The sequence below is a fragment of the Peribacillus sp. FW305-BF15 genome, assembly GCF_058783805.1.
On the sequence record NZ_JBYSYV010000002.1, the window covers coordinates 298,255 to 322,236 of the forward strand.

The following is a 23,982-nucleotide window of genomic DNA, read 5'->3' on the forward strand; positions in this document are numbered from 1 at the left end:
GGGAATTATATGTAAAGGGGGATTTTTGTTGGCGGAAAATAAGGTCTTTAAAATTGGCAGGCTTAGGTTAATAGACGACTTCCCGATTCTTCATACATCTTTTATAACAAAATCAACTTTTCCTGAAATAGAAAAGGACGGTCCGGATATAACCTCCATGTTTCAATATTATCGGCAGCGCGGCTTTGTAGAGTTCGGATCCAGCAGGAGCACGCTGAATGCGATTTTTCCCACTCTTTTCGAACGGGATATTTTGCAGTGTTCAAGTTCGATTCCACTTTTGCAAGTGGAATCATTATGCCGGGATAAGCGGAGTAATCAAGCCCTTGAGCATACGGTCAAAATCTATCGGAGCGATTGTTTCACATATGTTATATAAAAACTTCTATTCCAGATATCGATCGAATTCACTAGTAAATGCTCTGAATTCACGAGTAAAAGTACGAAATTCACGAGTAAATGCCCCGATTTCACGAGTAAAGGCACGGAACTCACGAGTAAATGCTCCGAATTCACGAGTAAAGCACGAAATTTGAATAGCGAGGCCCGGCTTTAACAAATTTCATACAAAGATTTACTCTTTCTTAACGTACGTTCACTTGGCAGCAAGATACATTGAAGATGTTAGCTTGAAACTAAAACATATTTTATCCTGATCGTCGCAATCTGTCTTGAAATCTTTGCAACACAAATCAAAAGGAAACTAAAAGTATCATCTTGATACTAGAATGCTGGCTAGGGAAATATGGGCTCTGCCAATCTATCAACTTGGTGCAGCTCCCGACAGTCACGATCGTTTCATAGCATGCATGAAAAAAGACCACAAAATGTCGTGGTCTCTTTGTTTGAAAAGTCTCCGGCTGATTATTTAATTTGTCATGAAAGGCTTATATAAGGGCGGTCTTTATTTCTTGAATCTGTTTGATATGCCTTTGTTCATGTAAGGATAATAACTCAATCCATTGATCCAATGAGAGGTCCCCGAACAGGGGATGTTTGGCTTTCTTTCTATTTAACAGGATATCTGAATCCATATCATAAAGAACCTGTAATAATCGATCCCTTGATTCTGCCAGCAAATCCATGAGGCTCGATAATTGAAATGGGGCTGAAGAGGGTGAAATGGCCTCAGGGGATGAGAATTTCCTTGTTCTATCAGTAACGAAGTAAATGTTTTTTTGAATGATATTATTAAAATCCCTTTCCCGAATGCCATTTGCTATAACTTCTGTAAAAACCTGTTCCGTAAGATATAAATGATGGCAAATTTGGGCGATGTTCCATACTTCAGGCACAGGCTTATGGTGGAGCGTTTTTTCATCCAACTCCGTAATTTCCTCAATTAACTGTTTTCTTGATTCAAATAGCAAATCATACTCGATATAATTCATGAGAACTCCCCTTTTGTGACACCCACATATGAAAGCATCACTGAATTTTTTGAAATAGGAAAAAAAGGGATATCTGATTGCATAAAGAATGCATAAAAACTACGGGAAAAACACCTGATTTAAAGTGGATTCATGATGATTGAAGGAGTGCGACACTATGTTTTGAAGCATGGTTTCTATTTAATGAAGAGTGTTAAAAGATATCTCTTATAGTACAACGAAAAGACATTTTTCACTGGTATTCATAATTTTGGGAAGAAATGCAAATCTGGAGTCAAGTCTATATTTCCAGGGACTGCATTTTTTCTGGAGCTTTGATACCCTATCATGCCTATGCAAAAAAGTTGAGTTTATGCCTACTTAGAATATTGCGCCTAGGGCCTCCGCTAATGAACCGAAAAATGAAGCTGGCATTCAAAGGGAAAAGAATCTATAGATGCTGGACATTGGAAATTATTATATCTGAATTATAGCACAGTTAATATTTTCCTAGAAATGATTATATGAAAAGATACGGAAGGTTTCCACATCGAATTTTGGATTTTTATACTATCTAGAGAAAAGTTGCTAACGCAATGGGAAGCTTATAAACTGAAGGTAGAAAAAATCAACCAGGATTGGATGGTGAATGCAATGGCTAAAACAATAGTTGAAAAACTGAATTTACATAAATATGAACGGGTGGCAGTCCTGAATCAGCCAGCCGGGGCGGATTATTTAGCAGAGCTGCCGGATTACGATACAAAGCTTAATGAAAGTGCCTATGATCTTATATTTGCCTTTGTATTGGATATGGATTCTTTAAAGAGAATCGTGGATAAGGTGATCGATAAAAATCATTTAAGTAAAAACGGCTATATTTTTTTGGCGTACCCCAAGAAGGGGAATAAAGAATATGCTACATATATTCATCGTGATGATCTGATGCAGGGCCTTGGTGCGGATGATGAAGGGTATGTTGGCTCGAGTGACCTGAAGTTTGCGCGTATGGTTGGGTTGGATGATGTCTTTACGGTAGTCGGACTTAAAGAAGACTCAAAAAATAGAAACCGTCCCTCTGCCAAAGCAAGCCAATCGGTAGATGATTATATCGGCATGATTTCTGAAATTGAGAAAGATTTGCAGGATTCCCCTGATTTGCTTGCGTTCTATCAATCACTTACGCCAGGGTATCGCAAGGATTGGGCCCGTTATGTGTATAGTGCAAAACAAGTGGCGACACAAGTGAAACGGCGCCAGGAAATGAAAACGATTTTAGGAGAAGGTTATAAGAGCAGGGATCTATATCGAAGGAATCAATGAGGGTGGTGAAGTCTTCCATTCTCTTTTTTCTTGTTCTTTTCACCCTATCAAAAGCATATACTAGACCGAATCCAAACTTAAATCGTAATAATTATGATTTGCGAGGTGGTTAAATATGCTTTTGAAACGCTACGCGGGAAATTTGCTGTTATTGATTCTGCTGTTTTTGCTGCTGGCATTCTTTTTTCTAGGCGATGTGTTCGTTCCCAAAGCAATTGATTTCTCGGACTACCCGATGCTTCACTCAGTGCTCGTCGTGTTTTTGGGATTGTTTTTAGAATCGATTCCTTTCCTGTTCCTGGGGGCCATTGCTTCATCATTCATCCAGTTGTTTATCAGTGAAGAAATCATTCAGCGGATGATACCCAAAAGACCCCTGACGGCCATTTTTGCTGCGATTGCGGCGGCGCTGATCATTCCGGTTTGCGAATGTGCAATCATCCCGGTCGTCCGGAGATTGATTCAAAAGGGTGTCCCGGTCCATGCAGGTGTGGTCTTGCTTGTAACAGCCCCGATATTGAATGTCATCGTGTTCGGCTCAACATATTATGCGTTCCAAAATAATCCGTCCATTTTATATGGAAGAATCATTCTTTGTGTCCTGACGGCCATAATCGCAGGTTTATTCATTCATATATTCAGCACTAAAGATGTGGTGAAAGAGGACAAGCTGGAACTGGTGCAAGGGCATGTACATGATAGTCAGTCCAGTAAATGGACAAACTTCATTGATCATACTTCACAGGAGTTTTTTATGGTCGGCCGATACTTTATCATCGGAGCCTTGTTTGCCAGTGTATTTCAGGTGTTCATGGATCGGTCCGTAATGGCCGATATTGGTCAGGCGCCAATAAAAGGCACGGCGTTGATGATGGGAATTGCGTTTGTGCTTTCACTCTGTTCATCAGCTGATGCCTTCGTTGCGGCCTCCTTTTCCCATAGTTTTCTGCCAGGCTCCATACTGGGATTCCTTGTATTTGGCCCCATGCTGGATCTGAAAAATGTTTTGATCATGATGTCTTGTTTTAAACGGAGCTTCGTCGTCACGTATGTCCTGCTTATTTTCGCAGTCGTCTTCAGCCTCTGCCTGATTGCAGGAGGATTGATCAGTAAGGGGGGCTTCTGATGAAACGTTTTTTTATCCAAAGACTTGAAGGATTGCTGCTGCTGGGATTGGGTCTCATGATCTTTAAATTGTATGTTTCAGGATATTTAACGAAATTGATCGCACCCAAAATGGTTCCATATGCATTGGCGGCACTTTTCGCTTTTTTAGTGATCAGCCTTCTCCGAATGAAAAAACAAAAACAAAGTGAACAACATTGTGATTGCGGATCGAATGGGGAGTCTTCGGTCCTGAAATATGGTTTGTTCTTCCTTCCGATTCTTCTGGGCTTCATCCTGACCGATTTTACTTTAAGCGGGGAAGCGCTGGCGAAAAGGGGGATGGCAAAGCAGCAGGCACAGATGGTAAGTTCATATGATTCCGGGAAACATGCGAATGGGGAGAAAATCTCCGTAACCGATGATAATTATTTTGAAGTGCTGGATGATTTGCTGAACAACCTCGATACGATCAAAGGGAAGGAGATAGAGATTTCGGGGTTCATATACCGTGAGGATACATTCACGAAAAAACAAATGGCCATCTCCCGCCTCTCCATGTCCTGCTGTGTGGTCGATGCGACGTTATATGGATATATGGTCAACGGGAACGTGGAAGGAATGAAGACGAATGATTGGTATACGATTACAGGGACATTAAAAAAAGGAAGCTATAAAGGGGAACCCGTACCGGTGATCGATTTAAAAGAATCGAAGAAAATAAAGGCCCCGGAAGAAGCTTATTTATATGAAAATGTACAAATCATTCAGTAGTATTGAAAAACCCGGCAAAAGGATGTTTTGCCGGGTTTTTGTGCCGAAAGGATATATTATTTTGCCGAACCCGGAAACGGCTGGAAAATCGTGCGCTGCGGGCGGAAAATCGAGAAATGGCGCCATTTGTTCGGGAGCACGTAACATAGTATAATGGCCTTACCATGGATAAGAGTGTAAGGGGGGATAATTTTGTCTTCAAGTAATCGAAACAATCAAATTGGTCCGCCGCGCTTTGCCATTGCCATTCACTCTTTGGTTTGGCTTGCACAAAGCGAAAAGCTCCTGACAAGTTCGGCAATCGCCTTAAAGGTGAAGTCACACGCCACTTTTTTAAGAAGGGTGATGGCACAGCTTGCAGCTGAGGGGATCGTCGAAACAAAGGAAGGAAGGGAAGGCGGTTATAGTCTGAAGGTGCCTGCCTCTCAGCTTACTTTGGCGGATGTGTATCAAGCGGTACGGCCGGAATGTCTTGTTTGTATGGAAACGAGCGAATGCGGAGAGGTCGGGAAGCAGCTGGATACGGCTTTGGAGGAAATCATGAACGAAGCCGAAAAGGAAACATTGCGCCTGCTAAAGGGCTATACATTGGAAGAATTCATGAAAAAAGTCGACTTCACCAATTTTGAAAATGAGTGTCTGGGCTAATATCCTTGCAAGAGGATACCCAGGATTATATAATGTGCTTAATGCGATTGCATTTAAAACGAGGAGGTATTTACATGAAGGTGGAAATTTGGTCGGATTATCAATGTCCGTTCTGTTATATAGGTAAGCGTCGGTTCGAAGAGGCGTTAAAGCAGTTTGAAAATAAAGATCAGGTGGAGGTCTCATTTCGCAGTTTTGAGTTGAACCCAGAGGCTGAGCGGGATATCAATATGACTCAAAATGAAATGCTGGCCAAGAAATACGGCATGTCTCAAGCGCAGGTGGAAGCGAACAGCCAAAACCTGACTCAACAGGCTAAAGAATTGGGACTCGATTATCACTTGGACAAAGTCGTCTTAACGAATTCGTTCGATGCCCACCGCTTGATGCACTTTGCTGAATCAAAAGGTAAAGAGAAAGAAATGAATGAACGCCTATTTAAAGCTTACTTTACGGAAGGCAAACATATTGGCGATCACGCTACATTGGCAAGTTTGGCAGAAGAGGTTGGCATTGAAAAGTCCGAGACGGAGTCCATGCTGGCAGGAACGGCATTCACGGCAGAGGTTAGGGGAAATGAGCAAGAAGGAAGCCTGCTTGGCATTACAGGCGTCCCATTCTTCGTCATTAATCGCAAATATGGAATCTCCGGCGCCCAGCCAACGGAAGCATTCCTCGATACGCTAAAAAAAGTATGGGCTGAGGAAAATCCGCTTACGATCGTGAATGATCCAGCAACAGGCGACGCTTGTACGGATGGTTCTTGTAACGTAAAGGAAAAATAGAAGATGAAGAAGGAGACCCCAAACTGGGGTCTCCTTTTTTTACTTGAAAAGGAAATGTCATGTATGGCAAAGAATATAGTGTACAGGATGGCTTTTCCAAAAAAAGTCCGAAATGAAAGGGAGTTAAAGGATGTATATAATGATTGGCATACTAGTCCTCGTGATTGCGTGTATAGTAATTGTCAAACTGATTTCCTATAAATATTGGACATGTATTTATACAGCATTCGGGAATGAAAATTATTATAAGGCGGTTGCGAAATTGGAAAGGGAAGGGATACCCTTCAAAACGAAAACGCCTATGAACTTAGGCACTGAAAACTTTCAGAATCGCCATGAAACCACTCAATATGATGTTTTTGTAAAAAAAGAACTGGAGCATATTGCCCAAAGGGCGATAAATAAGAATTAACAAAAGGTTAAATGTTAAATCGTGAAAATCGCTGTCCTGAAGGCAGCTTTTTTATATTGACTGAAAAGATAAGATGAGGGAATTGAAGCAGGCCATGTTTTGCTTTTTTGGAAACTCACGAGTAAAAATCCAAAACTCACGAGTATTTGCTCTAAACTCACGAGTATTTGCTCTAAACTCACGAGTAAAAGCCCAAAACTCACGAGTATTTGCTCCAAACTCATGAGGGCGGGACTTATGAAAAGCAAAATGCTGCTAATTCATCTTTCCACTGAATTTATATAAGCTAAAAGAACGAAAAAGCGTTGTTTTTGATATGGAATCCGTTTTTTATAGTTTCATAGACTGAAAATTTGTATAATGGGTGAGATGGATTTAATTGAATGTACATATAGGAGGGACATGGATGAGTAAGCTTAATGGCAGGACCGTTGCTTTATTGGGGGCGCGGAAGACGGAAGAACTTAGTAAAATCGTTCAAAATCTTGGGGGAGTCCCGCTTGTTCGCCCGGCACAGGGGACGGTTTTCCTTGATGATTCCCATTTGGAAGAGGATGTCACCCGTTTGATGGCAGGGGAGTTCGATTGGATCATTCTCACGACGGGAGTGGGGACGGAATTATTATATAAAACGGCAGTGAAGATGGAAGCGGGAGAGCGTTTCAAAGAGGCTTTGCAGTCTATGAAAATTGCAGCTAGGGGCTATAAAACGGTTAATATGCTGAAAAAGCTTGGCCTGCAGCCATTAATCCGTGATGATGATGGCAGTACGGCAGGGCTTGTTCGCAATCTGGAAGGCCATCTGCCTGGAGGTGTAAAGGTCGCTTTGCAGCTTCACGGCGATCCGGCGCCTCTTTTGATGAATTGGCTGGATGAACAAAAAGTGGAACATAAAGAAATCCTGCCATATGAACATATAGCGCCTGAAAAAGAAACGATGCAGCAGCTGATCCAAGAAATCCTTGAAGGCAAAATCGATTCGGTTGTGTTCACGAGTGCACCCCAGCCGCGAAATTTAATGAGATTTGTCCGTGAACAAGGTGTGGAGGATAAGATAGTCGGCCTGTTTGCATCAGATGTAATTGCTCTTGCGGTCGGAAAGGTAACGGCGCAGGTGGTGATCGATGAAGGGATTGAGCGGGTCATATATCCTGAAGATCAACGGATGGGCAGTGCAATGGTGGAGCTGGTGAAATATTATCAGGGAATGGCAAGCAGATAGGGGTGAGTGCGGCATGACCAAGGGCAAGGTTTATTTTGTTGGTGCAGGTCCGGGTGATGAAGGCCTGATTACCGTAAAAGGCCAAAAAGCGATTGAAAAAGCGGATGTCATTTTATATGATAGATTGCTGAATCCCAAGCTGTTGGAGGCTGCCGCCTTCGATTGTGAATTGATATATTGTGGCAAGACACCTTATACTACTGGCATCAGCCAAGGGGAAATCAATGAGCTGCTTGTTTCCAAAGCACTGGAAGGGCATCGGGTCGTCCGTTTGAAAGGCGGTGATCCTGCCGTTTTTGGAAGAGTCGGGGAGGAAGCGGAATCGTTGAAAGATAAGGGAATCCCATTCGAAGTCATTCCGGGGGTTACGTCCAGCATTGCTGCATCCATGTACGCAGGAGTTCCCGTCACACATCGGGATTACGGACGTTCCTTTGCGATGGTGACGGGCCATGACCAAACGAAGAAGGATATAGATTGGAATGGGCTTGTGAGTATAGATACGGTTGCCTTTTATATGGGTGTGGCCAACCTTCCGTCTATCCGCAAAAATTTGATCAATCATGGAAAGCCGGGGAATACACCGGCACTCGTCATTCAATGGGGCACTTATGGAAGACAGGAAAGTGTCGAGGGGACCTTGGATGATATCGTCGAACGGGTAAGTGAAAGGTCGCTTGGCAATCCTGCAATCACCTTGGTCGGGGATATCATTTCACTAAGGGGAAAACTGCAATGGTTCGAAAGGAAGCCGCTTTATGGACAACGGTTTTTAGTGGCCCGGACTGGGACGGCAAAGAGTGCTTTGGCGGAAGCCCTGTATGAACTTGGCGGCGAAGTCATCGAGTTTCCTAAATGGAATGCGGAAAAAGTGAAAATAGAAGAAAGTCAGCTGCTCGCTTTTCTTTCATATGATCGAATTCTCTTCACTTCGCCTGAAAGTGTCCATGGATTCTTGGATTCACTCACTGAACAAGCTATTGATTTCCGCCGGATTTCTTCTAAACTATATGTGTTATCAAGGAAATCGAAAAAGGCTTTGCAGCAACGGGGTCTGACGGCCGAGCTCAAATCCGGGATGCCGGAAGCCGGAACACTGTTAGTTGTTGGAGATCGAAAAAGGGATCTTAGAGATCCGGCACATGGGGACGGAGACTATATTCAATCAATCGCTAAATTTGTCGATGAAAGATTCCTTGAAATCTTTCCGAGAATGCTTGATGGGAAAGCTGTAGAAACGGTATTATTTTCAAACCGGCATTCAGTCGATATGCTGATGCAATATGGGGACAAGGCAAACGTGGATGTTGAAGCGCTGCTAAAACAAGCCTCCATCGGGGTGATCGGGGAAAGTACCGGCAATAGACTTCAAGACTATGGATTTACATCTGATATGATGCCGAAAGAACCGTCTGTCGAACAATTGGTGGATTTGATCGTGAATAGGAATGTTTTTTAGGCTCTGATAAAAACAGAGTCTATTTCCTTTGGGGGGCTTTGTTATTCACCTTCTATTAATATTATTGGCGTTCAGTGTTAGGGCCAATCGTGTTATCATTTAATTACGGAACATCACGGAGTACGAAAAGCCCTCACTTACTGCTTTTATTGGCCGGTTCATTCAAAGACAGAAGGTGACTTCATGTTTAATATTGGCGATGTTTTATGACAATTATTCTACCTTGCCCTACTTGTTCTGTTATTCGTTATGGTTGTGAAGGCGGTCCGTTCTTTATAAAACATATGACAAAAATGAATAACCTGGATAATAAAAGAGATGAATTACACGAACGATTGAAAAAGAAGGATGAATGAAGGCAAGGCAGGGGGGCGTTAAAGGATTTGGACGAATTCACCACATTTACACTCAATTTTGAGGAGTAAGGAATAAAAGTCTTTTATTCCTTCACAGATTGGGTATTATATATACGTGACTTTTCCAGGGAGGCGAAGTAAATGAAACGGACATGGGAATACGCATTAAGTATCATAGGTGTGATAATCGCCGCGATTTTTTTAATCGTGACGATCATAGCGGCCGTCTATCTCAACAGTATCGATTTGAAAGAAATGGTTGACAACTCATTAATGACAGATTCTCAGGAGTTTTCCTCATCTGAGATAGATATGTCAGTCAAATTTTTCATGGGCTTATTATGGGCTGGGATCATATCTCTGTTCATTGCCTTGGCAGGCGGTTTGATCGCTATCTTTCTATTAAAGGGCGGCAAGGCGAAGGGAGCCGGAATCTTATTGATCATTACGGGCATTCTGACGATTTTTCATGTTTGGCCGCTTATCTTCTTCATCATACCGGGTATCATGTGCCTTGTAAGGAAGCCGAGGGAAACGGTGGAAGTGATCGAATGATCCGGCAGCATACATAGTTTTGAGATTTGAAAACAAAGGAGCTTTCCCGATAATGCGGGTAAGCTCCTTTTATGCTGTAAGGATATTTCAGGGGGAAATACCTTATTATACCTGCAATCACCAGTCTATCATGTTACTATTATTATAGATTTAAATATAAATAGACTGGAGTTCGATCGATGAAGATACCCTTAATGAAGGTTGGGGCACTGACCTGTTTAACACTCGGTTTGTTCAATGGACACGCTTTTGCGGAGTCTGGAATAACCAATGCGTGTTCATCATTCGGTGAGATTCAACCCAATGAAAATCCTTCCCATAAGCAGATCAACTGCTTACTGACGAATGCGGCAATAGAGGCTGAAATCCCCCCTGAAGTGGTAAAAGCGGTGGCTACGCAGGAAAACGGGGATTGGAGGCAATTTAATGAGGACGGTAAACCGATTATATCCGGCGATGGCGGTATCGGTCTAATGCAGCTTACCAATAAAAGTGGGTATGACCAGAAAAAGCTGGAAAATGATATAGTCTACAATATCGGGGCAGGTGTCGAGGTCCTGAGTGGCATGTATTTAAGAAGGGATTTGCCCAAGATCAAAGATGCAGGACGAAGGGTCATCGAAAACTGGTATTTCCCTGTCATGGCATACAATGGGACAAAACCAGTTAACAGTCCTCTTTACCAGGAAAACGGGCAAAGAAATACGAATGCCTACCAAGAGGAAGTTTTTGCTGAGATAGAAAACCAAAGTTATTTGAATGATACAAAACTGGCAAAATATCCATTCAAAACTTCTGACTTTCAATATGATCGGGACAGCACGGAAAATATCATCTTTACAAATCTTGTATACACACTGACAGAGCAAACACATGACTCTGTTTATTGGTTCAAGGCTGGAGACAAAGTGGTGACGACATCAAGCGCGAATATCAGGAAAGAAATAAGCACTACGGCAGGTGCAGTATCTGTTCCGCCAAATACAAGCTTGATCATCACAGGGAATTTTAACTATCACGAATCTAAAGGAAATAAATTTGTTTTTTATCCCGTACAAACGGAAGACGGGAAGATTAAGGGGTATGTTTCATCGGCTTACCTATCCAATAGGCTATCGATTGTCGCACCTATCTAGGATACGAATAACCTGTGATTTCTGGGGCTGCCGGTAAATCGATTCCATTCAACTCCACTTTCAATCCTAAAACCGGCGTAAAGGCGAAGGATGATAAAGATGGTGACTTAACATGTCATCCGAGTTGAAGGCAAGGTCGATACCAAGAAAGTGGGCACCTATAATTTGACTTATACGGTAGCTGACAAAGCTGGGAATGTTTCCAAGGTCACAAGGAAAATAACCGTTTATGATCAAGTCAAGCCTGTGATTTCAGGTGCCGGGAACAAAACCATCAAACTTAATTCTTCATTCAATCCAAAAACAAACGTGAGTGCGAAGGATAATGCCGATGGAAATTTGACTAGTAAAATCAAAGTGACGGGTACAGTCAATACGAAGAAAAAGGGGACCTATATATTGAAGTATACGGTCACAGATTCATCGAAAAATGCAGCGACAGTCACAAGAAAGATCACGATAGATGGCACCAAGCCAGTCATCTTGGGAGCCAATAGTAAAACCGTTGGCTATTATTCGACATTCAGCCCTAAAGCGGGCGTATCTGCCAAAGATAACCTGGATGGCAACATGACGAGTAAAATAAAGGTGACAGGTACGGTGAATACAAAGAAAAAAGGTACGTATACATTAAAGTATACAATCACTGATTCATCGAAAAATACTGCAACAGTCACAAGAAAGATCACGGTAGACAGCACAAAGCCTATCATTTCCGGTGCTAAGAGCAAAACCATTGCCTATAACTCGACATTCAATCCTAAATCAGGTGTATCCGCAAAAGATAATCTTGATGGAAGCTTAACAAGTAAGATCAAAATAACAGGGACTGTGAATACGAAGAAAAAAGGCACCTATACATTGACTTACACAGTTACGGATAAATCGAAGAACAAGGCGGTAGTAAAAAGGGAAATCACCGTTAAATAGAAGACCAAAAAGGATTCCCTGAATAGGGAAATCCTTTCAGAATGTAGACAAACTCGATGAAAATCGAGTTTGTCTACATTTTTTTTTGGCTTGTACAAATTTGGACGTTGATTTCCACTTCAGGCACTCGCTTTCCGCGGGCGGTCCGGGAGCCTCCTCGGCGCACTTGCGCCTGTGGGGTCTCCCTTAGACTCGCTATTCCCGCAGGAGTCTCGCACCTTCCGTTCCAATCAACTATGTTTAATATTTCAGATAGGACTCCTTTTGCCTACAGTCTTTTTTGTTTTAATATAGAACTATTAAAACTTGAGGTGATGAGGATGTTTTCGAAACATCATTCTAATCAGCGATATCAACTTGAAATGATTACTTTAGATCAACTCGTGCTGGCGAATCATTTGTTCGTAAAATGGAGGCTTCCATGGACTTCACTTTCATTATTTTTTGATGCCTGAATGTGTTTGGCTGAAAGATAGGCATATATAATAGTAGAAAGTATCCCCAAGGGTGGAGTGGGTATTGATAAAAATGTTATAATTGTAAAAACATGTAATGATAAGTGATCTGAAAGGGGATTGTTTATGGGCAAAGAACACGGGCATGTGAACTGATGGATCAGATTTTCAAGGAATATGAAAGGGAAGGCGGGCTGAAGAATAATCCTGGCTTTGGTAAACCGCTTCCGGAGTCGGCGCTGTCGGGAAATATATATGACAACTTCTTGACGAAGGCCAAGGATGCCGGCTTCCTTCCGCTTTGGATAAAATGGCAAAAAGAAATTCGCGAAGAGCTAGCCGAATTGGTTCGATTGAAAAAAATGAATGGAACTGAATCCGAATTAATGAAACGAATGGGTGAAATAAATGAGAAAGTCCGTACATATAATGCGATTTGCCAACTAAAATGCAGCGCAGGGAAATAGAGTTGGAAAGCATGGAAATCCAGTATGAAAAATGGAAGTAAATGACAATGTGTAAAATGTGGGTATTTGTATGACGTGATCATGAAAGGATTATGTTATAATGGCATGAATAAAAAACAGAGAGAGGGACTTCGATTGGAAAAAAGAAAAGAAGTTTTTTCATGGATAAAAGCGATATTGATTGCAGTCATTCTAGCTTTTTTAATTCGAACGTATATTTTTGCACCGATTGTCGTGGACGGTGAGTCAATGATGCCGACTCTGCAAGACCACGAAAGAATTGTTCTTACCAAGTTTGGAACGAATATCGATAATATAGACCGGTTTGATATTGTCGTTTTTCATGCAACGGTAGATAAAGATTATATAAAAAGGGTTATCGGTCTGCCAGGTGACCATATTGAATATAAAGACGATACGCTTTATATTAATGGGAAAGCTTATGAAGAACCATACTTGGACAAATATAAGAATCAGATGCCATCAGGAGTGCCGCTGACTGAATCCTTCAAGCTCGAAGATATTACAGGCAGCATGACAGTGCCGGAAGGCCAGTTGTTCCTTATGGGGGACAATCGCCAAAATAGTTTGGATAGCCGTGAAATTGGCACGATTTCCGTCGATGAAATCGTGGGCAAGGCGAATCTAGTGTATTGGCCGATCAATGAAATAAAGATTGTGAAATAAGAAGAAGCGGACTCGGGTATCGAGTCCGCTTTTATTATTGCCGATTTTCATCCTTAATGAGGAAACTGCCATACAGGTATTTCAACAAAAAACGTGTCCTTTCTTCTTTTTTTTCTATTTTTTTTTTTGAAAATCAACTCATTTGGGTTAAATTAGGTTATCCTATTAAAAAGAAGTAATCACGTTACCCAGGCCCGCATAAGAAAATGGATTACTTTAATAAAGGGTGCTGAGATGGAGTACTTTAGATGGATATAGTAAAAGATTTAATATCAAACTATGGTTATTTTGCGATATATGGATTGTTGGCGATTGGGATTATTGGCTTGCCGGTACCTGATGAGTTCATGATGACTTTTGTCGGCTATTTGTCATCCATTTCCGTTTTGAATGTCCAGGGAGCGTTCCTTGTCAGTTTCCTTGGCTCGATATCCGGGATGCTTGTCAGTTATTTCATCGGAAAAAAGGTGGGGAAGCCTTTTTTGAGGAAGCATGGTAAGTGGATCAAAATGACCCCCGCGAGGTTGGAAAAATTGGAGAAATGGTTCAATAAATACGGTCCATGGACGATTATCATCGCCTATTTCATTCCAGGAGTCCGTCACTTCGCCAGTTACATTTCCGGTATGAATGGAATGGGGAAACGAAAGTATTTTATCTTTGCAGGAGCAGGGGCATTCAGCTGGTGTTTGGTATTTACGACTTTTGGCTATTTCATCGGTGTGTTAACTTAACTCATTACAACTTACAAAATTTCTTTATTGAATCAGAAAATCCCGTTTCTGAGTATTAGAAACGGGATTTTCCATTTCTGCTTTAATTATTGAGCGGAGTATCCGCCGTCGATGACAAGCTCGGCACCAGTTACGTATGAAGCTTCATCGGATGCTAGATAAAGCACGGCATTTGCAATATCCGCCGGCTGACCCAAACGTTGTAATGGAGTGGCCTTGATCATTTGGTTCACTAACTCTTTTGATTCTTCTAATTTTTGAGTCATCGGTGTTTCGATGATACCAGGGAATACGGCATTGACACGGACGCCCATGCGGCCATATTGCGTTGCGGCAGCCTTGGAAATAGCACGGACGGCACCTTTTGAAGCTGAATAAGAGTTTAAGCCCATTCCGATTTGAGCTGTAAAGGAAGAAATGTTTACAACTGCGCCTTTACCTTCTTTAGCCATGTGAGGAACAACGTGTTTCATTCCAAGGAATGGTCCAAATCCATTGATGCCTAACATTAGCTGCCAATCGGCCAATGTCGTATCGTTAATGCCTTTTTCCGTTGAGATACCGGCATTGTTTACCAAAATGTCGATTTGGCCAAATTTAGCGATAACTTCATCCGTCACCTTTTTCCAGCTTTCGTCTGAAGATACATCAAGTACAGTACCATGGACGTTATCGAGTTCATTCACGGCAGCTACAGCTTTTTCATTGATATCGGCAGCAATGACTTGTGCTCCTTCTTTTGTGAATAGGTCTACCATTTCCCTGCCCATACCAGATGCTCCGCCAGTGATAATGGCTACTTTATCAGTCAATCTTCCCATCATGATCACTCCTAATTAGTTGTTATAACGATGAATATATATTCAAGCATAGTTCAAAAGGTATATTATCAACGAGCAATACTAAAAACTCCTTCAAGAATCCGTCAAGTATTTTATTTTCCGGCTTGGGAAATGCCTTTTTCTTGCTGGATAAAAATGTACTTCCCATAACCCCTGCGGGTTGAAAGCGATATCAATCTTTCAATCTTCAAATTTTGATACGTAAATGATCCAGATTTAAAATGGGTTTTACCCGTTCTATTTGAAACGTTCCACAAGTAATCTTGTAGTGGCATCTCATGCATGTTGGGGAGCACCATATGTACAATTCTAGTGATTAAAATTAAATACTGCAATATTTTTGTACTTTGAATACAATTTTTTATAACGGCATTCCGATTCTAACTTTTCAGAACTTTTATGTACATAGGAGGTCATCATTTTATGAATAACAGAGTATATCTTTCCTTGGCCATCCCGCTTACGATTTCGACGATGAGTACGCCCTTGCTCGGTGCGGTCGATACGGCTGTGGTTGGAAAGTTGAGTGATCCCGCTTATATTGGCGGGGTGGCTGTCGGAACCATAATTTTTAATACGATGTATTGGCTTTTTGGTTTTCTTCGGGTCAGTACATCTGCTTTTGCTGCACAAGCGGAAGGGGCAAGGGATGAAAAGCAAACCCTGATGGCCTTGATTCGGCCTTTTTTCATTGCAGCGATCATCGGTCTGCTTTTTATCGTGATACAAAAGCCCATTTTGAATGTATCGTTAGGCGCAATCGGTCCGGAATCGGATGTTTCCGCCTTTGCCGCAGATTATTTCGGCATCAGGATATGGGGCGCGCCATTTGCTCTATTGAATTATGTCATCTTAGGCTGGTTAATGGGGAAATCGAGGATAAAAACGTCTTTGTTCATTCAAGTTTTCATGAACGTGATGAATATAATCTTATGCCTCGTTTTCGTTAATGTTTTTTCATGGTCTGTATCAGGGGTTGCTGCCGCTACACTGATATCAGAGATTTCCGCTTTTTTACTCGGCTTGTGGGTCATCCGGAAAGCGGTTAACGTACCGGATTCTTTTTCAATCCGGGAGGGGTTCGATCGGGCTTCCCTGAAAAAAATGATGGTGGTCAACAGGGATTTATTCATCAGGACCATTTGCCTGATCACGGTTTTCAATCTTTTTACGGCCAAGGGAGCGACTTTCGGGACAGAGACCCTGGCGGCCAATGCCGTACTCATTCAAATCCATTATCTGATGGCCTATTGCTTTGATGGCTTCGCGAACGCGTCAAGTCTTCTGGTCGGGAAGGCGATTGGTTCGAGAGATATAAACCTTTATAAAAAAACACTCTCACTCTCGGCGCGGTGGGGCTTGTATGCCTCAATCATACTTGCCGCATCTTACTATATTTTCAGCGATGAGGTCATTCTCTTATTCACGGACATTCCCGGCGTCATCGAATTGGCCCATGAATATGGACTTTGGATAGTCCTATTCCCATTCAGTGCCTTTATCGGACTTATTTTTTATGGAGTGTTTACCGGTGCGACTGAAGCCGTTCCAGTAAGGAACTCGATGCTTCTGGCACTGATGGCTTTTTTAATAGTCCAATTCGCAGCAGTAAGCAATCATGGCAATCATGGTTTATGGCTTGCATTCCTGGCTTTCAGTTTAGGACGTTCTTTGTTTTTAGCATTATATATCCCAAGACTGAACAGAAAAGTAACAGAGTTAATGAATGACGATAGTCTAATGAAATCATCCTCTTTTTAATAAAAGAGGGTGTTTTTTTACTTTTGTAAGGATTTTATCGGTAGTTTGATGTTAGCAATAATGCGGGAATACGAAGAATAGGTAGCAAGGCTTGGCGAATGTGGTAGTAAAAGTGATAAAATGAAAAATATATATAAAAGAGGAGTTGTCATATTTTGAGTGAATTGAATTGGCGAGAAGAAGTTGAAAAACGGAAAATGGATTTATTGCTGGACACACAAAACTTATTGAAAATAAAAAGTGTACTTGATGAAGAACATCCGACAGAGGAGGCCCCACTCGGTAAAGGGGTGAAGGAAGCGCTTGATTTCATGCTTCAATTAGGCGAAAAAGACGGTTTTACTGTGAAAAATGTCGATAATGTCGCTGGACATATCGAAATGGGGGAAGGCGAGGAGTTAATCGGGATATTATGCCATGTCGACGTGGTACCTGAGGGAGATGGCTGGAGTTCGGATCCGTTTGGCGCTGAAATCCGCAATGGCCGCATATATGCCCGTGGGGCAATCGATGATAAAGGGCCGACGATGGCTGCCTATCATGCGATGAAGCTGGTCCGGGAGCTAGGAGAACCTTTGAACAAACGTGTGAGGATGATCATTGGAACCGATGAAGAATCGAACTGGCGCTGCGTTGACCGGTACTTTGAAGTGGAGGAAATGCCTTCGATCGGCTTCGCACCAGATGCTGACTTCCCGATTATCAGTGCGGAAAAAGGAATCTGGGATTTCTCGGTTATCCATCCTGCCGATGCAGGAAATGGCACGAACTCAGACGTGAATGTCATCGAGTTTTCTTCAGGCCGAAGGACGAATATGGTTCCGGATTTTGCGACGGCTATTGTGGAAACGGACAAACCTGCTGAAGTGGCGGCAAACTATCAGGATTATTTGCAAAAGTACTCATTGGGGGGCCAAGCCGTTCCGCAAAAAAATCAAGTGCTGCTTGAAATGAATGGTGTCTCGGCACACGCGATGGAACCGAACAACGGAAAAAATGCAGGTCTGCATTTAGCCGTATTTTTAGCTGATCTCACTCTTGATCCGCATGCGAAAGCCTACTTCACTTTCATCAAGGATCGTTTGTTCGAAGATTCCCGCGGAAATAATTTAGGTGTGGCTTATTCGGATGAGCAAACAGGAGAATTGACGATCAATGCCGGCGTTTTCAATTATTCTAAACAAGGCGACAGCTCGATCGGTTTCAGCATGCGTTATCCGGTCACGTTTGAGTGGGAACAGCAAAAGGCGGCGCTGGAAGAAAGGCTTGCGGCATATAATTTGAAAGTGAAGACCAATTCGCATTCAACTCCCCATTATGTGGACAGTGAAAGCTTCTTGATCAAGACGTTGCAGGAAGTGTATGAAGCGGAGACAGGTGATAAAGCCGAGCTTCTTTCGATTGGCGGCGGAACATATGCCCGTTCATTGAAAGAAGGCGTTGCATTTGGCCCGCTTTTCCCTGGCAGCGAAGACATTGCGCATCAGAAAGATGAATATATTGATATCGAGGATATGCTTAAGGCTACGTCCATTTATGCACGTGCCATTCATGAATTGGCTAAATAAGAGGCAAAGAGGGAGAAAGACATGGGAAAAATCATTTTTAACGGCGACCTTAAAAGCAGGTCCGAAGTAAAGGTAGATATAGAAGACAGGGGATATCAATTCGGTGATGGTGTCTATGAAGTCATCCGCGTTTATAATGGCGAATTATTTACGGAGGATATGCATCTGAACCGGCTGATGGACAGTGCGAAGTTGATTCAGATGAAAGTTCCCTTTGCCATAGCGGAAATCAAAACCCGCATGAAAGAGCTGATCGCTGAAAATCAACTGAAGGACGGTATCGTCTATATGCAGCTGACAAGGGGAGTATCTGCGCGTACACACTCTTTTCCAACTGCAGAGGTGGAACCGGTCTTTGTCGCCTATACAAAGGAAATGCCTTATACAGGCAAAATGAAGCCAGGGGTCAATGCTGTTACCACCGAAGATATACGCTGGCTGCGCTGTAATATCAAGAGTTTAAATCTACTGGGAAATATAATGGCTAAACAGCAAGCGATGGAAGCCGGCTGTGATGAAGCGATCCAGCATCGTGATGGTACGGTGACGGAGGGTAGTTCGTCAAATGTATCACTCGTGGTGGATGGGCAACTTAAAACGCATCCGGCCACAAACTTGATCCTGAATGGAATTACCCGTCAGGTGATGCTGAAGCTTTGCGCTGATCATGGGATTCCCTATGTCGAAGAAGCCTTTACGGTCGAGGACATGATGGCAGCCGATGAAGTTCTTTATACAAGCACTAGCGTCGAAGTGACACCAATTATAAATATCGATGGCCAATCGATTGCAGCCGGGGAACCCGGTCCGATAACTCAAAGACTGCAGAAACTGTTTTCCGAGGAAATCGAGAAGCAATGCGGTTCCATTAAATAAAGTAACGCCCCTTTGCCACTAATGGCAAAGGGGTTTTTTATCTGTTAGCCGGAAGCGAGATGGCCTTCCCCGAATCCCCGATCACATTAATTACATCGATATGCAATCCTCCCTTTTTGTTTTGACATTTTCAAGAACCAGGAATATACTTGCTAATAACCTAAAAAGTTTACCTGTCGCAACAATTTAAGTTGCGTATAAAAAGGAGTTGACATAGATATGTCCGATGTGTTGCATCAATCTTCTTCGAGAGGAATAAAAAAACTGCTTCCCTATCTAGGGCCTGCCTTCATAGCAGCTGTTGCCTATATTGATCCAGGGAATTATGCGACCAATATTACAGCCGGATCTAAATATGGCTATACGTTATTATGGGTTATCTTTGCCTCCAATTTAATGGCTGTGCTAATCCAATCTCTATCAGCTAAGTTGGGGATAGCCACTGGAAAGAACCTTCCGGAGCTATGCAGGGAAAAATTTTCGAAAAAAACATCTTTCTTATTATGGATTCAGGCTGAAGCCGTTATAATGGCAACCGACCTGGCTGAATTCATAGGAGCCGCACTTGGGATTTATTTATTATTTGACTTACCGTTAATCACATCGGCAATCATTGCAGCGATTGGTTCCTTTGCCATTCTGGAAATCCAGCGCAGGGGTTATCGAACATTCGAAGCCCTGATTACGGTCATGATATTTGTCGTTGTGATAGCTTTTGGCGCTCAAGTTTTTTATGCAAAACCTGACACTTCGGCCGTTGTTTTAGGACTATTCACTCCAAAATTCGAGGGAGTGGACAGCATTTTACTATCGGCCGGTATGCTTGGAGCCACCGTTATGCCACATGCGATATACCTTCATTCCTCTTTGACTCAAAGAAGGATAGTCGGAGTGAACGATATGGAAAGAAAAAGGATTTATCGTTTTGAGCTAATTGACATTGTCATCGCCATGTTGATTGCAGGTGCGATCAATGCCGCCATGGTCATCGTTTCAGCTGCCCTATTTCATAAGAATGGAGCACTAGTGGAGGACTTGGATGTTGCCTATCAACAATTCGGGGCCATGCTTGGACCATCAGTCGCGATGTTCTTCGGAATAGGATTATTATTTGCCGGTTTATCGAGCTCATCCGTTGGTGTAATGACAGGTGATGTTGTCATGCAAGGGTTCATTAAAAGACATATTCCGATTTATATAAGAAGGGTCATTACTACCGTCCCGCCCCTGCTCATAATATTATGGGGAGTGAATCCATCCAAAGCGCTTGTGATGAGCCAAATTGTACTCTCGTTTGGCATCGCGTTTGCCTTAGTGCCATTGATCATGTTTACAAGCAATAAAAAAATCATGGGCAGCCTGGTCAACCATAAAATCACCTCGAGCATCGCTTGGCTTATAGCTGTACTTATCATTGGGCTGAACTTGTTCCTGCTTTACGAAACACTGTTCAGCTAACATGGGAATGGCAGGGAAGGACCGATTTTTGGTCCTTTAGTATTGAAACTCGATAATAATTGAGTCAGATTTTTAAAATTGACCGTTGATTTCCCCTCCAGGCACTCGCTTTCCGCGGGCGGTCCGGGAGTCTCGAACACCCGCTCCAATCAACTTTGGATAGTACTCCTTTTGCCTCCAGTATTCAGGACCGATTTTTGGTCCTTTTTTGCTGTTTTTTTCGTTAATCTACCCAGCCTGAAAAATACATTCCGGACCTGCGCATGATCCGTCAGGGGCTTTGTTCATAGGATGGTAGATTAGCGATATTCCTGAGGAGGGAGTATTTATTAGGAAGCCCAGGAAAAGGTATAGGCAATGGGAATTATGGTAAAATTAAAGGGAAAACAGGAAGGAATGGAAATGAACATGAATACTCATTTTTTCTTTGCTTTAGTATTGCCTGATGATATTAAGGCCTATATAAATGCTGTTACGGAACAACTAAAGCCAGACTTTCCATTTAAGAAATGGCTGCATCCAGCCGATTATCATATTACGATGGCATTTTTGGGCAATGCTCCCGATACATTGAAAGAAGATGCTTTGGGGCGTGTGGGAAGCGAGCTTGCCAATGAGGCCTCATTCGGCTTGGAACTGGGCGATATCGGCGGTTTCGGCAAGAGTGATAGTCCAAGGATTCTATGGGCAGGCGTCAAGCAGCAAGAAAGGCTTTTTGCCATTCAAAGGAAAGTCTATAATTCCTGTATCGAGGCGGGTTTTGAACTTGATAAAAAGCCGTTTAAGCCTCATATTACACTGGCAAGAAAATTCGAGGGGGATAATCCCTTTTCGCTGGAGGGCGTTCGCCAGATGGCGAATGTGCAGGATAAGCATTTTGAAGCAGACCAGGTTGCGTTATATCAAACACATCTTGGAGCTTCCCCTTCATACGAGAAGATTTTCACGATAAACCTCCAAAAATAGAGAGATGGGTGGTGGTCGCATGGCACAGCTCATAAAGATGCAAGATTATATTTCCCGGTATGAGCAGGATATTTATCGTTATCCTACACAATTTGCGCGGTTGAAAAAACAGCAATGGGATAAATTGAAGGCTGCTTATAATGCGGGCGAGCTAGATCGGTTGTATAGTGAACATACTGAAAGTGAAACACAGGTCAAATTTGATCCTCCTCAGGAAGATTCGAAGCGCCTGTTTAAAAGGGTGAAAGGCATATTCCTCCGGACAGGTAAACAGGAGTCAGGGGCGGAAGAACTGCCGATGCCGAACCGGATTGAAGATCCTAATGTTTTTTCATTAAGGTTTCCGTTCCGGCCGGCCAGTCTCGATGAATTAAAGCAAAATTTTTTAAATCAATTGCTTCGTTTTCAAATGAAATGGGGAAGTTCGACGCTTCGTGAAAAGTCATTTGTGGACCAATCATTCTTTTTGGATGAGAGGCTCCGCTTTTTTCTGCAGCGTTTTCCGGATACGTTTCTCGTATTATATAAACCTATCTTTCTTTTGAAAAATGCGCCTGTTGAGGTCGAAGTCATTTTATTGACCCCAGTTGATGCTTGGTGCATCACGTTTCTGGAAGCGGAAGAAGACGCTGCTTTCATCGGGTCAAGTGAACGATTCTGGGTCCGCAGGCATCATAAGCATCCTGATAAAAAGGTGCTCAATCCTTTGCTTGGTGCAAATCGGATGACGAACATCGTCTCCCAGTTATTTGAGTTATATGGAGTGAACATGCCGATTAAAAAGGTGATTTTATCCCGGAATGGATATGTCGATTATCCCGAAGCCCCTTATGATATTACGTTATTGGATAAACGGACCTTCCCGGAATGGTTCGAAAGGATGCGGGCCATATCGTCTCCGCTCAAGGCACAGCAGTTAAAAGGGGCACAGGCTTTGCTTGAACATTGCCAAACTACATCCAGCCTGCGACCTGAATGGGAAGCGGAGTATAACCAAACGGATGGAAATCAGCATGCCGCACCTTAAAGAAACGGTGTATTTCATTGTCAATCCAATGGCAGGAAATGGAGAGAGTTTGAAGGTTTGGAAAAAAGCCGAGAAAATACTGCAATCAAAAGCTGTTCCCCATGAGGTGTTTTTTACACGGGAAAAAGGGCATGCGCTAAGAATGACGAAGGAGATCCTATCAGGGACGAAGCAGGATACCCGGATGATCGCTGTCGGGGGTGATGGCACGATCAATGAAATGATAAATGGCGCCATTGGTTTCCCTCACGCTATCATCGGCTCCCTTGCGGCTGGATCCGGCAATGATTATGTAAGGGGCATTCAAAAAACCGAGAGTGTGGAAGAAGCACTTTCTTTATTTCAGGAGAATGCCTTTAGTGCCATTGATATTGGACAGTTCGAGACGAATGGCAAGATGGGGTATTTCGTGAACAGCCTGGGAATGGGCATTGATGCTGAAATTTCCGATGAAGCGGACCGTTCCCCTCTGAAAAAATGGTTTAATTTTATCAGAGCGGGTAAATTAATTTATCTGTTCATTTTTATAAAAAAGATAGTGACTTACAGGCCCGGCTGCATGGAATTGATCATTGATGGTGACCGGCATTTTTTGAAAAAGGTTTGGTTCATCGTTATTGCGAACCAGTCCTATTTTGGCGGCGGGATGAAAATTTCACCGATGTCGAAGGTGGATGATGGCAGTTTGAACGTGATTGCGGTCCATGATATTCCTTTGTTGAAATTATTGACCGTCTTCATCACCGTTTTATGGGGCGGTCACCTGAACATTAAAAATGTTGATTCTTTCTCCGGTAAAAAGATAAAAATGAAGAATGAAGGGTCAGTGAAAATCCAGTCTGATGGGGAAATTGTTGGTAGGAACGAAGTAGCTGCAGTGGTTCTGAAAGAGAAATTGCGCGTCATGTTACAGGCGGATAACCGATACAAAAATATGAAATGATTTATTTGTTTTTGTTTTATGCGTATAATCGTTTTATAGTACTTGACGAAGAAACCGTTTTTCAACTAAAATTTAATTTATGGCTATTGTTTAATTGCTCAATAGCTATTTTTTTATTTCTCTA

24 protein-coding genes are annotated in these 23,982 nt (G+C 42.5%); 22 read left to right on the top strand and 2 right to left on the bottom strand.

Annotated elements, in window-relative coordinates; genetic code table 11:
* Nucleotides 1–28: 28 nt before the first annotated feature.
* Entirely contained in the window at nt 29–379 is a 351-nt protein-coding gene (locus AC3WLU_RS03065; protein WP_492596790.1) for a UTRA domain-containing protein, read from the top strand.
* 508 nt (nt 380–887) lie between these two features.
* On the opposite strand, the gene AC3WLU_RS03070 is transcribed toward AC3WLU_RS03065, so the two are convergent.
* Nucleotides 888–1,391 carry a DinB family protein gene (locus AC3WLU_RS03070; protein WP_057276759.1) on the bottom strand — a complete coding sequence of 168 codons (504 nt, stop codon included), beginning with the start codon at nt 1,389–1,391 and terminating at the stop codon, nt 888–890.
* A 633-nt stretch (nt 1,392–2,024) separates the two neighbouring features.
* Between AC3WLU_RS03070 and AC3WLU_RS03075 the strand changes: the two genes are divergently transcribed.
* The 14 genes from AC3WLU_RS03075 to AC3WLU_RS03140 all read left to right on the top strand — a co-directional run bounded on the left by AC3WLU_RS03075 (nt 2,025) and on the right by AC3WLU_RS03140 (nt 14,417).
* Nucleotides 2,025–2,693: a YdeI/OmpD-associated family protein gene (locus AC3WLU_RS03075; RefSeq protein WP_492596791.1), complete on the top strand. Its 669-nt coding sequence runs from the start codon at nt 2,025–2,027 to the stop codon at nt 2,691–2,693.
* 115 nt (nt 2,694–2,808) lie between these two features.
* Nucleotides 2,809–3,819 (top strand): permease, encoded by a 1,011-nt coding sequence (locus AC3WLU_RS03080; protein ID WP_492596792.1) that lies wholly within the window; start codon nt 2,809–2,811, stop codon nt 3,817–3,819.
* Nucleotides 3,819–4,571 (top strand): TIGR03943 family putative permease subunit, encoded by a 753-nt coding sequence (locus AC3WLU_RS03085; protein ID WP_098864046.1) that lies wholly within the window; start codon nt 3,819–3,821, stop codon nt 4,569–4,571. The genes AC3WLU_RS03080 and AC3WLU_RS03085 overlap by 1 nt, the downstream gene beginning before the upstream one ends.
* A gap of 192 nt (nt 4,572–4,763) precedes the next feature.
* The gene (locus AC3WLU_RS03090; protein WP_052137319.1) at nt 4,764–5,219 is read left to right on the top strand and encodes an RrF2 family transcriptional regulator; all 456 of its coding nucleotides are present in this window, start codon (nt 4,764–4,766) and stop codon (nt 5,217–5,219) included.
* A 74-nt stretch (nt 5,220–5,293) separates the two neighbouring features.
* A complete protein-coding gene (locus AC3WLU_RS03095) occupies nt 5,294–6,004 on the top strand; it encodes a DsbA family oxidoreductase (RefSeq protein ID WP_063575454.1) in 711 nt (236 codons plus the stop codon).
* Between the two features lie 139 nt (nt 6,005–6,143).
* A complete protein-coding gene (locus AC3WLU_RS03100) occupies nt 6,144–6,416 on the top strand; it encodes a hypothetical protein (RefSeq protein ID WP_057276754.1) in 273 nt (90 codons plus the stop codon).
* Between the two features lie 406 nt (nt 6,417–6,822).
* Nucleotides 6,823–7,638, top strand: a complete 816-nt coding sequence (locus AC3WLU_RS03105) for a uroporphyrinogen-III synthase (protein ID WP_492596793.1) — start codon at nt 6,823–6,825, stop codon at nt 7,636–7,638.
* Nucleotides 7,639–7,651: 13 nt separating this feature from the next.
* Entirely contained in the window at nt 7,652–9,097 is a 1,446-nt protein-coding gene (gene cobA, locus AC3WLU_RS03110) for a uroporphyrinogen-III C-methyltransferase (RefSeq protein WP_492596794.1), read from the top strand.
* Between the two features lie 497 nt (nt 9,098–9,594).
* Nucleotides 9,595–10,008, top strand: coding sequence for a DUF4064 domain-containing protein (locus AC3WLU_RS03115; RefSeq protein ID WP_492596795.1), 414 nt, complete (start codon nt 9,595–9,597; stop codon nt 10,006–10,008).
* 179 nt (nt 10,009–10,187) lie between these two features.
* Nucleotides 10,188–11,144, top strand: coding sequence for a transglycosylase SLT domain-containing protein (locus AC3WLU_RS03120; RefSeq protein ID WP_400448543.1), 957 nt, complete (start codon nt 10,188–10,190; stop codon nt 11,142–11,144).
* Between the two features lie 117 nt (nt 11,145–11,261).
* Nucleotides 11,262–12,074: an immunoglobulin-like domain-containing protein gene (locus tag AC3WLU_RS03125; protein WP_492596816.1), complete on the top strand. Its 813-nt coding sequence runs from the start codon at nt 11,262–11,264 to the stop codon at nt 12,072–12,074.
* Between the two features lie 610 nt (nt 12,075–12,684).
* Complete coding sequence (locus AC3WLU_RS03130) at nt 12,685–12,996, top strand: DnaJ family domain-containing protein (RefSeq protein ID WP_492596796.1); 312 nt, start codon at nt 12,685–12,687, stop codon at nt 12,994–12,996.
* A gap of 105 nt (nt 12,997–13,101) precedes the next feature.
* Entirely contained in the window at nt 13,102–13,683 is a 582-nt protein-coding gene (lepB, locus tag AC3WLU_RS03135; protein ID WP_063577651.1) for a signal peptidase I, read from the top strand.
* 248 nt (nt 13,684–13,931) lie between these two features.
* Nucleotides 13,932–14,417, top strand: a complete 486-nt coding sequence (locus AC3WLU_RS03140; protein ID WP_034309313.1) for a DedA family protein — start codon at nt 13,932–13,934, stop codon at nt 14,415–14,417.
* Nucleotides 14,418–14,503: 86 nt separating this feature from the next.
* On the opposite strand, the gene AC3WLU_RS03145 is transcribed toward AC3WLU_RS03140, so the two are convergent.
* On the bottom strand, nt 14,504–15,238 hold the full coding sequence (locus AC3WLU_RS03145) for an SDR family NAD(P)-dependent oxidoreductase (protein ID WP_057276749.1): 735 nt from the start codon (nt 15,236–15,238) through the stop codon (nt 14,504–14,506).
* A 444-nt stretch (nt 15,239–15,682) separates the two neighbouring features.
* On the opposite strand from AC3WLU_RS03145, the gene AC3WLU_RS03150 reads away from it, so the two are divergent.
* The 7 genes from AC3WLU_RS03150 (at nt 15,683) to AC3WLU_RS03180 (ending at nt 23,858) form a co-directional block, all read left to right on the top strand.
* Nucleotides 15,683–17,020, top strand: a complete 1,338-nt coding sequence (locus AC3WLU_RS03150; protein WP_492596797.1) for an MATE family efflux transporter — start codon at nt 15,683–15,685, stop codon at nt 17,018–17,020.
* Nucleotides 17,021–17,175: 155 nt separating this feature from the next.
* Nucleotides 17,176–18,588, top strand: a complete 1,413-nt coding sequence (pepV, locus tag AC3WLU_RS03155; RefSeq protein WP_063575465.1) for a dipeptidase PepV — start codon at nt 17,176–17,178, stop codon at nt 18,586–18,588.
* A 21-nt stretch (nt 18,589–18,609) separates the two neighbouring features.
* Nucleotides 18,610–19,464, top strand: a complete 855-nt coding sequence (gene dat, locus AC3WLU_RS03160) for a D-amino-acid transaminase (protein WP_492596798.1) — start codon at nt 18,610–18,612, stop codon at nt 19,462–19,464.
* Between the two features lie 219 nt (nt 19,465–19,683).
* The gene (locus AC3WLU_RS03165; RefSeq protein WP_057276745.1) at nt 19,684–20,922 is read left to right on the top strand and encodes an Nramp family divalent metal transporter; all 1,239 of its coding nucleotides are present in this window, start codon (nt 19,684–19,686) and stop codon (nt 20,920–20,922) included.
* Between the two features lie 402 nt (nt 20,923–21,324).
* Nucleotides 21,325–21,888 (top strand): RNA 2',3'-cyclic phosphodiesterase, encoded by a 564-nt coding sequence (gene thpR, locus AC3WLU_RS03170; protein ID WP_413003452.1) that lies wholly within the window; start codon nt 21,325–21,327, stop codon nt 21,886–21,888.
* A gap of 19 nt (nt 21,889–21,907) precedes the next feature.
* On the top strand, nt 21,908–22,915 hold the full coding sequence (locus AC3WLU_RS03175; RefSeq protein WP_268565024.1) for an NERD domain-containing protein: 1,008 nt from the start codon (nt 21,908–21,910) through the stop codon (nt 22,913–22,915).
* The gene (locus tag AC3WLU_RS03180) at nt 22,827–23,858 is read left to right on the top strand and encodes a diacylglycerol/lipid kinase family protein (RefSeq protein WP_492596799.1); all 1,032 of its coding nucleotides are present in this window, start codon (nt 22,827–22,829) and stop codon (nt 23,856–23,858) included. The genes AC3WLU_RS03175 and AC3WLU_RS03180 overlap by 89 nt, the downstream gene beginning before the upstream one ends.
* Nucleotides 23,859–23,982: the final 124 nt, after the last annotated feature.

What these genes read in the sequence shown, in the direction of transcription:
- dat (WP_492596798.1), top strand. Translation starts at nt 18,610, where the DNA reads ATGGGAAAAATCATTTTTAACGGCGACCTTAAAAGCAGGTCCGAAGTA.
- AC3WLU_RS03075 (WP_492596791.1), top strand. Translation starts at nt 2,025, where the DNA reads ATGGCTAAAACAATAGTTGAAAAACTGAATTTACATAAATATGAACGG.
- AC3WLU_RS03100 (WP_057276754.1), top strand. Translation starts at nt 6,144, where the DNA reads ATGATTGGCATACTAGTCCTCGTGATTGCGTGTATAGTAATTGTCAAA.
- thpR (WP_413003452.1), top strand. Translation starts at nt 21,325, where the DNA reads ATGAACATGAATACTCATTTTTTCTTTGCTTTAGTATTGCCTGATGAT.
- AC3WLU_RS03085 (WP_098864046.1), top strand. Translation starts at nt 3,819, where the DNA reads ATGAAACGTTTTTTTATCCAAAGACTTGAAGGATTGCTGCTGCTGGGA.
- AC3WLU_RS03070 (WP_057276759.1), bottom strand. Translation starts at nt 1,391, where the DNA reads ATGAATTATATCGAGTATGATTTGCTATTTGAATCAAGAAAACAGTTA.
- AC3WLU_RS03165 (WP_057276745.1), top strand. Translation starts at nt 19,684, where the DNA reads ATGTCCGATGTGTTGCATCAATCTTCTTCGAGAGGAATAAAAAAACTG.
- AC3WLU_RS03145 (WP_057276749.1), bottom strand. Translation starts at nt 15,238, where the DNA reads ATGGGAAGATTGACTGATAAAGTAGCCATTATCACTGGCGGAGCATCT.
- AC3WLU_RS03130 (WP_492596796.1), top strand. Translation starts at nt 12,685, where the DNA reads ATGGATCAGATTTTCAAGGAATATGAAAGGGAAGGCGGGCTGAAGAAT.
- AC3WLU_RS03175 (WP_268565024.1), top strand. Translation starts at nt 21,908, where the DNA reads ATGGCACAGCTCATAAAGATGCAAGATTATATTTCCCGGTATGAGCAG.
- AC3WLU_RS03150 (WP_492596797.1), top strand. Translation starts at nt 15,683, where the DNA reads ATGAATAACAGAGTATATCTTTCCTTGGCCATCCCGCTTACGATTTCG.
- cobA (WP_492596794.1), top strand. Translation starts at nt 7,652, where the DNA reads ATGACCAAGGGCAAGGTTTATTTTGTTGGTGCAGGTCCGGGTGATGAA.
- AC3WLU_RS03080 (WP_492596792.1), top strand. Translation starts at nt 2,809, where the DNA reads ATGCTTTTGAAACGCTACGCGGGAAATTTGCTGTTATTGATTCTGCTG.
- lepB (WP_063577651.1), top strand. Translation starts at nt 13,102, where the DNA reads ATGAATAAAAAACAGAGAGAGGGACTTCGATTGGAAAAAAGAAAAGAA.
- AC3WLU_RS03105 (WP_492596793.1), top strand. Translation starts at nt 6,823, where the DNA reads ATGAGTAAGCTTAATGGCAGGACCGTTGCTTTATTGGGGGCGCGGAAG.
- AC3WLU_RS03115 (WP_492596795.1), top strand. Translation starts at nt 9,595, where the DNA reads ATGAAACGGACATGGGAATACGCATTAAGTATCATAGGTGTGATAATC.
- AC3WLU_RS03095 (WP_063575454.1), top strand. Translation starts at nt 5,294, where the DNA reads ATGAAGGTGGAAATTTGGTCGGATTATCAATGTCCGTTCTGTTATATA.
- AC3WLU_RS03120 (WP_400448543.1), top strand. Translation starts at nt 10,188, where the DNA reads ATGAAGATACCCTTAATGAAGGTTGGGGCACTGACCTGTTTAACACTC.
- AC3WLU_RS03140 (WP_034309313.1), top strand. Translation starts at nt 13,932, where the DNA reads ATGGATATAGTAAAAGATTTAATATCAAACTATGGTTATTTTGCGATA.